The organism is Massilia sp. GER05 (genome assembly GCF_052056005.1).
Lineage (GTDB): Bacteria > Pseudomonadota > Gammaproteobacteria > Burkholderiales > Burkholderiaceae_D > Telluria > Telluria orientalis.
Window position 1 is genome coordinate 4454035 of record NZ_CP178858.1, and the last position, 14163, is coordinate 4468197.

General features: G+C 66.7%; 8 protein-coding genes and 1 pseudogene. 6 read left to right on the top strand and 3 right to left on the bottom strand.

Annotated elements, in window-relative coordinates; genetic code table 11:
- Positions 1-80 precede the first annotated feature (80 nt).
- Positions 81-1064, bottom strand: coding sequence for a Gfo/Idh/MocA family protein (locus tag ACL58G_RS19775; protein ID WP_413388819.1), 984 nt, complete (start codon positions 1062-1064; stop codon positions 81-83).
- A 162-nt stretch (positions 1065-1226) separates the two neighbouring features.
- Between ACL58G_RS19775 and ACL58G_RS19780 the strand changes: the two genes are divergently transcribed.
- Complete coding sequence (locus tag ACL58G_RS19780) at positions 1227-3329, top strand: putative bifunctional diguanylate cyclase/phosphodiesterase (protein WP_413388818.1); 2103 nt, start codon at positions 1227-1229, stop codon at positions 3327-3329.
- Between the two features lie 7 nt (positions 3330-3336).
- On the opposite strand, the gene ACL58G_RS19785 is transcribed toward ACL58G_RS19780, so the two are convergent.
- Positions 3337-3774, bottom strand: coding sequence for a sensor histidine kinase (locus ACL58G_RS19785; RefSeq protein ID WP_440968066.1), 438 nt, complete (start codon positions 3772-3774; stop codon positions 3337-3339).
- A 208-nt stretch (positions 3775-3982) separates the two neighbouring features.
- A pseudogene (locus tag ACL58G_RS19790) lies at positions 3983-5176 on the bottom strand (hypothetical protein); the annotation flags it as partial.
- A gap of 135 nt (positions 5177-5311) precedes the next feature.
- On the opposite strand from ACL58G_RS19790, the gene wrbA reads away from it, so the two are divergent.
- From wrbA to kdpE, 5 genes are all read left to right on the top strand, one after another.
- Positions 5312-5911 carry an NAD(P)H:quinone oxidoreductase gene (gene wrbA, locus ACL58G_RS19795; protein WP_413342548.1) on the top strand — a complete coding sequence of 200 codons (600 nt, stop codon included), beginning with the start codon at positions 5312-5314 and terminating at the stop codon, positions 5909-5911.
- Between the two features lie 585 nt (positions 5912-6496).
- Positions 6497-7831: a hypothetical protein gene (locus ACL58G_RS19800; protein WP_440962893.1), complete on the top strand. Its 1335-nt coding sequence runs from the start codon at positions 6497-6499 to the stop codon at positions 7829-7831.
- Between the two features lie 70 nt (positions 7832-7901).
- Positions 7902-11060, top strand: a complete 3159-nt coding sequence (locus tag ACL58G_RS19805; RefSeq protein ID WP_440962894.1) for a TonB-dependent receptor — start codon at positions 7902-7904, stop codon at positions 11058-11060.
- Between the two features lie 292 nt (positions 11061-11352).
- The gene (locus ACL58G_RS19810; RefSeq protein WP_440962895.1) at positions 11353-13362 is read left to right on the top strand and encodes an ATP-binding protein; all 2010 of its coding nucleotides are present in this window, start codon (positions 11353-11355) and stop codon (positions 13360-13362) included.
- Positions 13352-14050, top strand: coding sequence for a two-component system response regulator KdpE (kdpE, locus tag ACL58G_RS19815; RefSeq protein ID WP_056133118.1), 699 nt, complete (start codon positions 13352-13354; stop codon positions 14048-14050). The genes ACL58G_RS19810 and kdpE overlap by 11 nt, the downstream gene beginning before the upstream one ends.
- Positions 14051-14163: the final 113 nt, after the last annotated feature.

Consider the following 14163-nt stretch of genomic DNA (forward strand, 5'->3'; position numbering starts at 1 on the left):
AGGAATGCGGCCATCTGTGTCTCCAGTCATTGTATTGATAGCGCTAACACCGGCGAGTATGCCGCGCGCCGGGAGTCATGTCAATCGCCCGGATACTTCACGCCGGTCTGGGCACGGATCTCGTCCAGCACGCCCATCAGGTGCAGGGTCTGCTCGTGCGTCATGGCCGGGCTTTCGATCAGGCCTCCGGTCCAGCAGCGCTGCGCCTCGATCGCCTCGTGCACGTAGCCGTTGCCGAGATACGGCGTCGGGATGATGCGCGCCGGCTCGCCGGCCAGCATGAGGGTGAGGGTGGGCGGACGGTGGAACGGCGCGTCCAGGCGCAGCTGGCCGTGGCGGCCGGACAATGTGAGGAGACCCGGCGTGCGCGCCTTCAGCGAGCAGGCGCACGTGGACAGCGCGCCGCCCGCGTGGCGCAGGGTGAACACGGTTTGCAGGTCGACGCCGGTCGGCCCCAGTTCCGCCTGGGCGCGCACGGATTCCACGGCGCCGAGCAGATAGGCCGTGATCGACAGCGGATAGATGCCGACGTCGAGCAGCGCGCCGCCGCCGAGGGCCGGATTGAACAGGCGCGCTTCCGGACCGCCGGATGCGACGAAGCCGAAATCGGCGCTGGCCTGCGACACCTCGCCCAGCACGCCGGAGGCGAGGATGCGTTTGACTTCGTCCAGCGCGGGCATGAAGCGCGTCCACATGGCTTCCATCAGGAATACCTTGCGGCTGCGCGCGAGGGCGACGACCTGCCCGGCCTGCGCGCGGTTCAGCGCGAACGGTTTTTCGCACAGCACACCCTTGCCGCCGGCGAGCATCGACAGCGCGTTCTCGGCATGCATGGCGTGCGGCGTGCCGATGTAGACGAGGTCCACGTCGGCGCAGGCGGCGAGGCTGTCGTAGCCTTTCAGGCGCAGGGGAATATGGAATTCGTCGGCGAATCCGGCGGCCGTCGCGGGGTCGCGCGAGGCGACGGCGGCGAGCGTGGCACCCGGCGTGTCGCGCAGGGCCGTGGCGAAATCGCGGGCGATCCGGCCGGTGCCGAGGATCCCCCAGCGTACGTTGTTCGTCATGTGTGCTCCATCTGAGAGGGGTGGAAAAAGCGGGGCGGGCCATTCTGGAGGATGGCCTAAAAGCGGGCTACCTGTCTATCTTGACAGGTCTTTGATGACATTTTGTTATCGATGATTGCGTTATACTGGATTGTGGTCCCTCATCGACTGGAAAGGAAAGCCATGGCTGCACAGTCCCCGCGCGCGGATGCGAGCGCATGGTGCCGGCCCCTGTTCGACGGGACGCAGCTGTCCATGCTGGTCTGCGACCCCGTGTCGCAGGAAATCCTCGACGCCAACGACGCGACGCTGGTCCTGCTCGGCTTTACCCGCGACAGGTTGCTGGGCATGCATTTGCCCGAGCTGTACGCGCGCGATGCGGACGACGCCGATGCCCTGCGTCCGGATACCTGCCGCCTGCATTCGCACGTGCGCCACATCGCGGGCGCGCGCGGCGAGATCCACCATGCCATCCTGCAGCGTTGCGCCATCGAATACGGCGGACGCGACGCCGTGCTCGTCGTCCTGCAGGACGTGACGCGCCACGTCGAGGCCGAAGTCCAGCTGCGCGACACGCAGGACGAGTTGCTGCGCGCGCAGGCGCTCGCGCTGATCGGCAACTGGATCTGGGACGCGGCCAGCGATTCGCACGTGACGTCGTCGCCGGAAGGTTACCGGATCATGGGCTTCCGCCCGGACGAGAGGCCCGTGTCGACGGCGGAGATCTACGCCCGCATCCACCCGGACGACCGGCCCATGGCGGAGCGCGCGCGCGAGCGGGCGCTGCTCGACCCCGATTACAAGTACGACGTCGAGTTCCGCCTGATCCGGCCGGACGGCGAGGTCCGCTGGCTGCATTCCGTGGCCGAGGTCCGGCGCGACGCGACGGGCCGCGTCGTCAAGATGCTGGGCCTCGTGCAGGACGTCACGGAGCGCCGCCGCGCCGAGGAAAACGTGCGCCGCCTCGCATACTACGACACGGTGACCGGCCTGCCGAACATGAACCGGTTCGAGAACGAGGTCGACGACCGGCTGATCCAGCTGCGCCGCGGCGCGGGCCGGGGACGCGGCCCCGCGCGGCTGGCCTGCCTGATCGTCGACCTGGTGCGCTTCCGCGACGTGAACTACGCGCTCACGCACCTGTACGGCGACGTGCTGCTCGCGCTCGTGGCCGACCGCCTCGCGGCCGTCGTCGGCCAGGCCGGCGTCGTGGCGCGCTGCGATGCGCGCTTTCCGATCGTGCTGGACGGCGCCGACGAGGAAGAAGCGCGGCGCTGGGCCCAGCACATCCACCGCGCGCTGGAGGCCCCGTTCGCGGTCGCCGGCATCTCGTACGAGATCGGCGCGCGCGTCGGCATCGCGCTCGCGCCGCTGCAAGGCCTCGACTACCACACGCTGCTGAGGAAAGCCGACATCGCGCTGTACCAGGCCGCGCACCTCGGGCGCAACGTCGCCGTCTATGCGGCCGAGGACGACCCGCACACGCCCGACCGCCTGTCGCTGATCGGCGACTTCCGCGCGGCCATCGAGGCCGGACAGATCCAGCTCTTTTGCCAGCCGAAGGTGACGATGGATGGCCGCGAGATCGTCGGCGCGGAAGCCCTCGTGCGCTGGGTCCATCCGGAGAAGGGCTGCATCGGTCCGGAGACGTTCATGCCGCTGATCGAATCCACGGACCTGATCCACGTGCTCACGCAGCACATGCTGGCCAGCGCCGTCGCCCAGAGCGAGGCATGGCGCACGCAGGGCGTGCGCCTCCCGATCGCCGTGAACCTGTCCGCGCGCGACATCGCCGCGCTGTCGCTGTCCGAGCACCTGCGCGAGCTGCTGGAACGGCATGGCTCGTGCGCGGGCCTGATCGGGCTGGAGATGACGGAGAGCAGCCTGATGCAGAACCCGGCGGAGAGCATCGCCGAGCTGGAACGCCTGTCGGCGATGGGCTTCCGGCTGTACATCGACGATTTCGGCACGGGATATTCGTCGCTGAGCTACCTGAGCCGCCTGCCCGTCGACGTCATCAAGATCGACCACGGTTTCACCATGCAAATGATCGAGGACCGGCGCGCCGCCTCGATCGTGAAATCCACCGTGCACCTGGCGCACGATCTCGGCATGGGCGTCGTCGCGGAAGGCGTCAGCAACGCCCGCATCTGGGATGCGCTGCACACCCTCGGCTGCGACGAGGCCCAGGGTTATTTCGTCGCCGCGCCGATGCCGGCCGCGCTGCTGCTGGACTGGGCCCGCGGGTCGCCGTACCGCCTGCAGGACGAACCCGTGTGCGCGTAGGCGCCGTTCACGCGGCGCTGGCCGCGGCGTCCGGTTCGGGATCCGCCGCGCGCGCGGGTGCGCCCACCAGCGGCAGGCGCAGGGTGAACGTGCTGCCCTGACCGTCGCCGCCGCTCGCGGCCGTCACGCCGCCGCCGTGCAGCGCCGCCAGTTCGCGCACGAGGGCGAGACCGAGACCGAGGCCGCCCTGCGCGCGGTCGATGCCGACGGGGCCCTGCACGAGCGCCTCGAAGATCAGCGGCAACGTGGCCGGCTCGATCCCGATGCCGGTGTCGCTCACCTCGAACACGGCGACGCCATCCTCGGCATGGCCGCGCACGGCGATCGCGCCGTCGGCCGGCGTGTACTTCATCGCGTTGTGCAGGAGGTTGTCGAACACCTGTTCGAGCCGCGTGGCATCGCCGTCGACCCACAGCGCCGGCACGGACACGGTCCACGCGTGCATGCCCGCGTCCACCACCTGCCGCGTCGCGCAGCAGTGCAGCAGCAGCGCGCCCGCGTCGATGGGCGTCTTTCTCAGTTCCACCTTGCCGGACAGGATGCGGCGCACGTCGAGCAGGTCGTCGACGATGCGGGTCAGGTGGCGCGTTCTGGCGCCGGCCGATCTCGCGCGCGTGGGCCGTCATCTGCGCGTTCGCGGCCGGCATGTCGAGCACCTTCAGCGCGCCCGCGATGGCGGCCAGCGGATTGCGCAGTTCGTGGCCCAGCATGGCGAGGAAGTTGTCCTTGGCGGCGCTCTGCGTTTCGGCCAGGCGGCGCGCATCGCGTTCGCTCTGGAGCAGCGCTTCGCGTTCCGATTCGAGCGCCGCGCGCGCGGCGCGCTCGCGTGCCAGGTTTTCGCTCGTTTGGTACAGCGCGTCCTGCAGCACGTCGACTTCGTGCACCCGGGTCGGCGCGGGCCGGGCGGGCGCGCCCAGCGGCAAGGCCTCGGCGGTGCGGCGCGCGCGGTCGAGCGCCACGCTCAGGCGCTGGGCGAGGAACGACGCGATGCCGAATGCGAGTCCCATCAGCGCGAGCAGCGCGAGACCCGCGTACAAGGTCGCGGCCCGCGCCGCCTTCTCGATCTCGGCGACGGGAACGCCGATCGCGATGGTCCAGCCGGTGGCGTCGCTGTGCGTGAAGATGTCGTAGACTTCGGTCCCTTCGCGCGTCACGTGACGCACGATGCCGCTTTTCGCGGCGCGGGCCGCGTCGAACAGTTCGGGACGTACCTTGCCGCCGACGAGCGCGTGGTTGCGGTTGCGCGCGATCGAGATGCCGTCGCGGTCGAAAATGCCCATGACCCAGTCGGGCCCGAGTCCCTTTTCCGCAAACACGGTCGCGAAATGGCCGGCGTCGAAGATCTGGCTCAGCACCCAGCGCCCGCCGGCGGTGCGCGGCACCGGCACGTCGACGGAGACGGTCGGCTTGCGCGACAGGGCGCCGACGAAGTAGCCGGACACGTGCGGCTCCCGGCTGTCCCACGCCTGCGCGACCCAGGGGCCTGCACGGCCCGGCAGTGTCGTGCCGTACGGCGCGAGGGTATTCAGCAGCGGGCTGCCGTCGTAGTCGATCAACAGGGTCCACGTCCACGGCGTGGATGCGTTCATCGCGGCCGCCTCGCGGTGGATTTCGGCGAAATCGCCGCGGCGTATGGCGTCGGAATTGCCGAGGGCGCGCAGCGCCGCCTGGGCGGCCGCGACCTCGCGGTCGACGAGCAGCGCGGTGGCGCGCGCATTCGACTCGACGCTGCGGATGCGCGATTCGCGCTCCCAGTCGAGGAGCATGGACAGGCCCGCGCCGGCGATGACGGTGACCGGCACAAGGATGGCGACGGCCATGAGGATCAGGTAGTGGCGGGCTTTCATCTGGGCGCCATTGTACTTGCATTAATGCGGACGCCGGAAGAGTGCATGATGGGGTAGCATGTGCGGATCGTTGCCAATTGGGCAAGCGAGGCAGGGCGCCGCCGGTGGCGCCGGGATGACGGGAAAGGAACGGCCATGGCGAAGGTACTGGTGCTGTATTACTCGACGTATGGACACATCGAACAGATGGCGAACGCGCTGGCGGAAGGGGCGCGCGCGGCGGGCGCGACCGTGGACGTGAAGCGGGTGCCGGAGACGGTGCCGGACGACGTCGCCCGCAACGGCCATTTCAAGCTGGACCAGCCGGCCCCGATCGCGACCGTGAACGAACTGCCCGACTACGACGCCATCGTGATCGGCGCGCCCACGCGCTACGGCCGCATGCCGTCGCAGATGGCCGCGTTCCTGGACCAGACGGGCGGATTGTGGGCGAAGGGAGCGTTGCACGGCAAGGTCGGCGCCGCATTCACGTCGACGGCGACCCAGCACGGCGGCCAGGAGACGACGCTGTTCTCGATCATCACGAACCTGCTGCACTTCGGGATGGTGGTCGTCGGCCTGCCGTACAGCTTCGCGGGCCAGATGACGCTGGACGAGATCACCGGCTGCAGCCCGTACGGCGCCAGCACGATCGCGGGCGGCCAGGGCCAGCGCCAGCCGAGCGCCAATGAGCTCGACGGCGCGCGCCACCAGGGCGAGCTCGTGGCGAAGACGGCCAACAAGCTGTTCGGCTGACCGGGCAGAAGCACTCACCGGCCGCATCCATCCCCGGATGCACTTCGCCACAACATTCCATCATCATGGCAGCCGCGTCGACGGGACCGGCGCCAATCCCGGCCGACGACACCGGAACTGACCCTTCACGCGGCGTCCGTCCGTGTCGCCGCGGCCTGCCGGAGTCGCGTTGTTAAGCACTCCCGTGCAATCGGCCACGCGCGAACCACGCATTGCGGGATTTCCTCGTGGTTTTGATGATTGTCGTAATTGCTGCCGATCGTTGCTGGGCTCACCATAACACCTGGTTGGTCCGCAAGGGTTTACGCCACCCGCGCCTCCTGCCCGGTCTTCCTACTGTCGAACTCGCCCTTGCCATCGCCCAGCTGCGTCCATCCAGACATGGACGGAGCGTGGCGGGAGCATTTCGCAAGAAGCGGCCGCGGCAGGTGCCACCGCGAACCAACGCTTGAACCAAGACGATCGACCCGCCGCAATCAGCGAGCGGGCCTGGACGCGTCTTGACGCGTCATCGGTGCAGCCGGGGACGCGATATGCAATTAGATAAACACATCAGAAAAGGACACCACCATGAGGGGACAAGGGATGAAATTCCAAGTGTCAGCGATCGCGCTTGGCTGCATCGCACTGCTGAGCGGTTGCGGCGGCGGTGGCGGCGGCACCGACGGCGCCAAAGAGCAAACCATCGACTTCCAGATGCCGTTTCTGGGTCAAGCGACGATCGGTGTGCCACCCAATTCGGCGCACACCACGCTGAAGGCGACGGCGAGTTCCGGCGGGACCGTGACCTACAGTTCGGCCACGCCGGACACTTGCAGCGTCAGCGGGGATCAGCTGACGCTGCTGAAACTGGGTGAGTGCTCGGTGATTGCGACCCAGCCCGGTGCCGACGGTTTCGCTCCGGTCTCGAAACGCCAGACTTTTGTGGTTCCCAAGAACCCGCAGATGATCAGCTCGTTCATCAATCCGGGTTGGCAGCCCCTCGATTCGACGCCGGTGCAGTTGACCGCCACCTTTACCTCGGGTCTTCCGCCCAAGTTTACGAGCACGACGCCCAGCATCTGCTCGGTCAGCGGGAACACGATGACCAAGCTCGCCAACGGGATGTGCATCGTCACCGCCGAGCAGGAGGGCAATGACTACTTCATGCCGGCGTTGCTGACGGATGAAACAACGTTGGGCAAGGCGATGGCGAAGGCGATGTCGAAGAGCATTCCGATCGGCACCGAAAAGCCGGCCATGGTGAATTTCCTTTCCGGTTACAAGGACACCGATCACACCGTCGAAGGCCTGATCGGCCACGCGGGCAACCAATGGTGGTGCGACAGTTGCGATCGTGCCGTTTCCAGCGACGGCAAGAGCTTCACCTTTACCTCGACGTTCGATAAGGCTCCGCAGGCATCGGAGTATTACAAGGCGTCCTTGCAGCTGTTCGCCACTGGCATTGTCGACAACGATGTTGCGAATACGGACAGCGTGTACAGAGCCACGGTCAAGGACGACCCTTTCCTTACGCCCGACCCCGCTTCGCCCAAGGGCGCGCGGCTCGACATCCAGACTGCGCTGCATTTCAATCTGGCGGAAAACGCCGAATGGTTCGGCTCGGCAAATAACCAGGTCAAAGTCGAAATGTTCCTCGCGCCCTTCAAGAAGACGGACGGAACCGTTTGCCGATTGGCTCTGCAATCCACGGTGCAGCCAACCGCCGCTGCCGCCACGGACTACCGCCTCGGTTTCAAGGACAACTTCACGTTCAGCCAGGCGTGCGGCATGAGTGCGCCGGACGTCGCGGTCCTGGTGCAGACCCAGCCGGTCGTCGAGCTGAGGTTCTCCGCGGTGCAGCCGAACGGACAGGTGGCGAATGCATCGTCGAAGTACGTCAGCCAGTTCAAGCTGACCGGCCCCGTCTACTTCCAGTGACAACGGACTGATATTTATGGTCACCGTACGGCGCGGTGACAATAAAGGCATATACAAGAGGATACAGATAATGACAAGAATTGAGACGAAGATCGTGAGCAAACCGATCAAGATGACGGCGCTGGCGGTAGCCGCGGCGCAGTTCGCGCTGTTGTGCGGCAACGCTGCGCAAGCGCAGACGACGCCATCGACGTCCGCGGAGGATTCGAAGGATGGTACGGCCACCGTCGTGGTGACCGGCCAGCGCAAGCAGTTGGAAACCGCGACGGCGATCAAGCGCGACGCCGAGCAGATCGTCGATGCCGTCGTGGCCGACGAGGCCGGCAAGCTGCCGGACAAATCGATCACCGAAGTGCTGCAGCGGGTCGTGGGCGTCACGATGGACCGTAACCAGTCGCGCACGGGTGCTTCCCTTGCCGCGAATGGCCTGGAATTCAACGTGGAAGGCTCGGGCGTCCAGATTCGCGGCCTTTCCTGGGGTTCTTCCACCCTGAATGGGCGCGAATCATTCTCGGCCGGCTGGCCCGGACGTGAATTGAGCTGGGGCGACGTGCCGCCGGAACTGATGGCGGGCGTGGAGGTCTACAAGAATCCCTCCGCCGACCTGATCGAGGGCGGCGTCAGCGGCCAGATCAACCTGCGCACGCGGTTGCCGTTCGATGCCCCTGGCCAGTACGGTGCGCTGAGCGCGTCGGGCAATTACGCCGAAATGGGCAGGTCCAAGACGCCGAGCTTCTCCGGCCTGTACTCCAACCGCTGGAAAACCTCGATGGGTGAATTTGGCGCGCTGGTGGATTTGTCCACCACCCGATCCAAAGGCAACTACGACAGCATCAACCAGAACAACTACTTCCCGCGGAACGATATCGTCAAGGACCAGACGGTATGGGTGCCGGGCGGCGTGAGCTGGGGCCGCAACGAGGAGGATACGAAGCGCGTGGGCTTCTATGGGGCGTTACAGTGGAAGAACGCCAACGTGGAAACGTCGCTGACGTATTTCGATTCCGGTTTCCATCAGCTGAACAATAACATCAACACCTTCATGGGGCCTGCCGATCCCTACAAGGCCGTCTATACCGACGCCAAATTCGACGGCAGAGGCGTGTTCCAGTCGGGCACGATCAACTATCCGTTCGGCCTGGGCTTGAACCAGTTCGTGGACGGCGGCATCGCGATGGGCACTACGCGCAATTTCAGCAATGTGCATGGACGCACGCGCGAGCTGGCCTGGAATCTCAAGTGGCGGCTCAATGAGAGCTGGTCGTTCCAGAACGACCTGCAGTGGGTGCATGCCACCAACTCCGCCAGTTACGGCATGCTGAACCTCGGCAGCTATTTGCCGAGCGAAACCGTCGACGTCTCCGGCAAGACGCCCGTGTTCCAGTTCGACGACAAGACGACCGCATTCCTGGCCGATCCCAAGAACTACTTCTGGGGCATTTCGCAGCCTGAGGTCAACAGGGCCAAGGCGGACCTGTATGCGTGGAAAGCGGATGCCAAATACAGTTTCGACCACCCGGTGCTGCGCGACGTCCGCTTTGGCGTACGGGTGACGGAACGTTCTTCGCGCAAAGACAAGAATGCCGGAACGGGTTGGAAATCGTATAGCGAGGAATGGGGCGTGGCGCAGACCACGGTACCGGGGCAACTGCCGAAGTTGCAAAGCTGGGACTGGCAGCGCCCTAACTTCGGTTACTTGAGCGACCCGAAATACGCGGCCCTGGGCAGCGTCGAGGGCTACGCGTTCGCCAACTTCTTCAATGGCAGGATTTCCGCACCGCCGACGTTCGTGGTGCCCACCGTGGCGATGGTCAAGGATCCGGCCGCGTACCAGAACTTGTTGCTCGCTCTGAAATATAACTGCGAGGATGCCAACAAGTACAAGGGCGGCAACACCGACTGCACGACGTACGCCAAGGATTGGAAGCCGGCGGGCTACGACAACGATCCGCAGCACGTCAGCAAGCACAACGAAGGCACCCAGAGCGTGTACGGCAACCTGCGCTTCGGCTTCGATGACTGGAAATATCCGGTGGAGGGTGTGGCGGGCGTACGCGTGGTCAGGACCAAGACGGTGGCGCATGGCTACACGGTCTTCCAGCCGAAATACAGCGTGAACGACAATCCGAACATTCCCCGCTTCGGAGAGATCAATACGCCGCTCGATCTCACGTCCAGCCATGTCGACGTGATTCCGAGCCTGAACCTGAAGGCGCGCCTGACGGACAAGCTGCAGTCGCGGATCGCGCTGTCCCGCGGCATTTACCGTCCTGGCTTCGATCAGTTGCAGGAGTACATTACCCTGAGCCAGAAGGTCGTCACCGACCCCAACAACAACAAGGCGATCACCAACATCGAATATACCGGCAGTAACTCCGGCAACGTAAAACTGAAGCCGCTGAAGGCGAACAATTTCGACGTGACGCTGGAATGGTATCCGCATCCGGGACAATCCCTGACCTCCGCGTTCTTCTACAAGCAGGTCAAGGACATCGTCATGCAGGAATCCTATACCAGGACCTTCAAGGATCTGGCCGGCACGGACCAGGAGTTCACGGTCACCGGACCGGCCAATGCGGCCAAGGCCTGGGTGAAGGGTATCGAGCTGGCGGGCAGCACCTACTTCGATCACCTGGGCAGCTTGAGCGAGAAACTGCCTGACTGGGTGAAGGGTTTCGGCGTGTCCTCGAACTTCACGTACATCGACAGCAAGCAGCAACTGTATCACCCGAACCCGGCGAATTTCTGCCCGTCCGGCTCGCTGGTCGGTGCCGCGGCGCTGTATGGTTGCGACACGAACGGTATCCCGTACAAGGATCTGCCGGTGCCGTACCTGTCGAAGCGCGCCTTCAACTTCATGTTCATGTACGACCACGGCCCGCTGTCGGCGCGCCTGGCGTATTCCTGGCGTGACCGTACCCTGCAGGCGACCGGTGTCTATGGCACCAGCGGCAGCAATGGTACCAGCGCGGATCCGCAGCGCGTCGACGCCAACGGCAACGCGCCGCATGATGCGGGCTACGGGCTTCCGGTCTGGCAGATGCCTGTGGGTCAGTGGGACGGCGGCATCAACTACCGCTTCAGCGACCACATTACGGCCAGCTTCAACGTCAGCAACCTGACGCGTACCGTGACGCGGCAGGTGTACCAGCAGACCCCTGGCGACATGGGACGGGCCTGGTATGATCCGGGCCGCAGCTTCCGGATGTCGGCGAACTACGTGTTCTGACCCGTAACGCCGTGCCGCACGCCATGCCTGGCGTGACGGCAATCACGGCCCCGGAACACGGGGCCGTGAACGAGATGGCCCCCTTTATCCAACAAGTGCAGGCTGTGCAGGGTGGCGGCGCCAGCGATCTTGGCTGTGGGCGCCACGACCGGCATGAAGCCCGGGGGGAGTGGACCCGGTTGCCGCGACAGCCCGGCGCCTCGAAAATTGGCGCAGACGCTCGTCCTGCCGCGGTCAGTAAACGCCGTGCATTTTTATGCCGCTTTTACGTGCGATCGCTTACCATCCACGCATGCAGAGTTCCGGATCGACGACATCATCCTCCACGGCCGCCGCGCGCGGCGTGCTGGCCGTGCTGCGCGCCGACAGCGGCGACGAGCGTACCGTCGCCGCGGCCGCACGTCTCGCCGCGGCGGACGGTGCGCCGTGGCACGCCATCCTCGTCGAGAACGCCGGGACGCGCAGGCAGGGCGAAGCGGCGCGCCTGCGCACGCTCGAACTCCTGCGCCAGGCGCAGGCCCGGGGCGCCGTCACCGCCGTGCTGGACGGACCGGACGCGGCCGCCGTCGCCGCCAGCTACGCGCGCCGTCACGGCTGCGCGACGGCCGTGACGGCGCGCGGGCCTGCGGCCGCCGCGTGGCGCGCACCTTTCCTGCGCCGGCTCGCACAGGCGGCGCCGGAACTCGATCTCGTCGAAGTCGCGGCGCCCGCTCCCGCTCCGCCTCGCGCGGAGCCGCTGCACGGCGCCCACGCCGCGGGCAAGCCGGCGCCGCGCCGCTATCTCGCTGCGATCGCGGCCAGCCTGGGCACGGCCATCGTGGCGCTGCCGCTGCTGCCGTTGCTGGACGTGGCCAACGTCGCCATGCTGTTCCTGCTGACGGTGGTGCTCGTCGCGATCCGCCTCGGCCGCGGCCCCGCGATCCTCGCGACCCTGGTCGGCTTTTGCGCGCTCGTCGCCGCCGCGCCGCGCCGCCAGTACGACGTCAGCGAATTCAAGTACGCCGTCGCGCTGGCCGTGATGCTGGCCGTCGGCTGGATCACGGCGCGGCTGACGTCCGACCTGCGCGAGCAGGCGGAAAGCGCGACCGGGCGCGAAGCCCGCACCCGCGCGCTGTACGAATTCGCGCGGGCGCTGTCCGTCGCGCTGCAGACGGAGCAAGTCTTCGAGATCACCCGCCGCTTCCTCGCGCGCACCTTCGATGCCCGCGCCGCGATCCTGTTGCCGGACGATACGGGCCGCCTGCGCTGGCCGGTCGCGGACCCGGCCAGCGCGGAACGCGCGCCGCTACTCAGCGTGCTGGACATGGCCGCGGCGCAGTGGGCGTTCGACCATGCCGCGCCGGCCGGCGCCGGGACGGCCACGCTGCCCAGCAATCCTTACCTGTACCTGCCGCTGCTGGCGCCGATGCGCTCGCGCGGCGTGCTCGCGGTGCGCGTGCAGGACGTCGCCGCGCTGCTCGTGCCGGAACGGCGCGAACTGCTGGACGCCTTCGCGGCCCTGGCCGCCATCGCGCTCGAGCGCGTGCACTACGTGGACGTGGCCCAGGACGCCGTCGTGCGCATGGAGGGCGAGCGCCTGCGCAACTCGCTGCTGGCGGCGCTGTCGCACGATCTGCGTACGCCGCTCACGAGCCTCGTCGGCCTGTCCGAATCGCTGACCTTGTCGCGTCCGACGCTGGCCGCCGCGCAGATGGAGCTGGCGACCGCGTTGCGCGACGAGGCCCGGCGCATGAGTACCCTCGTCGCCAACCTGCTGGACATGGCGCGCATCCAGAGCGGCGGCGTGAAGCTCAACCTGGAGTGGCAGCTGGTCGAGGAGACGATCGGCAGCGCGCTGCGGGCCTGCCGCTGGCAGCTGGGCGGACGAGCGGTCGACACGCGGATCCCGCGCGGCCTGCCGCTCGTGCGCTTCGACGCGGCGCTGCTCGAGCGCGTGCTGTGCAACCTGCTGGAAAACGCCGGCAAGTACACGCCGCCGGACGCCCATGTGACGATCGCGGCGCGCGCGGAAGAGGGCATGCTGGTCGTCGCCGTGTGCGACGACGGCCCGGGCCTGCCGGCGGGCCGCGCGGACGCGCTGTTCGAGAAATTCGTCCGCGGCAGGCAGGAATCGTCGATTGCCGGCGTCGGCCTGGGCCTGGCGATCTGCCGCGCCATCGTGGAGGCCCACGGCGGCCGCATGCGCGCGTTCAACCTGCCGGACGCCGGCGCGTGCTTCGAATTGCGCCTGCCCCTGGGCGAGCCGCCGCCGCTGCCGGATCCCGAACACCATCACCATTTCACCGACCAGCATGAGCATTGAATCCGCCGCACCCGTCGCCCTCATCGTCGAGGACGAACCGCAGATCCGCCGGTTCGTCCGCATGGCCCTCGAAGGCGAGGGCTGGCAGGTGCACCAGTCCGAGACGCTGAAGCGCGGCCGGATCGACGCCGGCAGCCGCACGCCCGACCTCATCATCCTCGACCTGGGCCTGCCCGACGGCGACGGCATGCAACTGATCCGCGACGTGCGCACCTGGAGCCCCGTGCCGATCATCGTGCTGTCCGCGCGCATCGACGAGGCGGACAAGATCGCGGCGCTGGATGCCGGCGCGGACGACTACCTGACGAAGCCCTTCGGCATCGGCGAACTGCTCGCACGCGTGCGCGCCGCGCTGCGCCGCCAGCACAAGGCGGGCGGCGACGCCTCCGCACGCATCGTGTTCGGCCGGGTCGAGGTGGACCTGAACAAGCGCACGGTCCAGCGCGACGGCCAGCCCGTGCACCTGACGCCGACCGAGTACAAGCTCCTGTCCGTGCTGATCGCGAACCTGGGCCGCGTCGTCACGGCGCCCCAGCTCCTGCGCGAGGTGTGGGGGCCGTCGAACGCGGACAATGGACATTACGTGCGCATCTACATGGGACATCTGCGCCAGAAGCTGGAAGACGATCCGGCGCAGCCCCGGCACCTGTTGACCGAAACCGCCGTCGGCTATAGATTGCAATCTTGACACTTAAATTGTGTAAAAGAAAACATGCACGTGTGAAATTTGTTCATTATTATGGTTATAATGGAAATCCGTATCACCCGTTAATAACCAAACATTTAATTTGAACCAGCACA

Coding starts and splice junctions, on each gene's coding strand:
- ACL58G_RS19775 (WP_413388819.1), bottom strand. CDS start 1,064: ATGACGAACAACGTACGCTGGGGGATCCTCGGCACCGGCCGGATCGCC.
- ACL58G_RS19780 (WP_413388818.1), top strand. CDS start 1,227: ATGGCTGCACAGTCCCCGCGCGCGGATGCGAGCGCATGGTGCCGGCCC.
- ACL58G_RS19785 (WP_440968066.1), bottom strand. CDS start 3,774: ATGCACGCGTGGACCGTGTCCGTGCCGGCGCTGTGGGTCGACGGCGAT.
- wrbA (WP_413342548.1), top strand. CDS start 5,312: ATGGCGAAGGTACTGGTGCTGTATTACTCGACGTATGGACACATCGAA.
- ACL58G_RS19800 (WP_440962893.1), top strand. CDS start 6,497: ATGAAATTCCAAGTGTCAGCGATCGCGCTTGGCTGCATCGCACTGCTG.
- ACL58G_RS19805 (WP_440962894.1), top strand. CDS start 7,902: ATGACAAGAATTGAGACGAAGATCGTGAGCAAACCGATCAAGATGACG.
- ACL58G_RS19810 (WP_440962895.1), top strand. CDS start 11,353: ATGCAGAGTTCCGGATCGACGACATCATCCTCCACGGCCGCCGCGCGC.
- kdpE (WP_056133118.1), top strand. CDS start 13,352: ATGAGCATTGAATCCGCCGCACCCGTCGCCCTCATCGTCGAGGACGAA.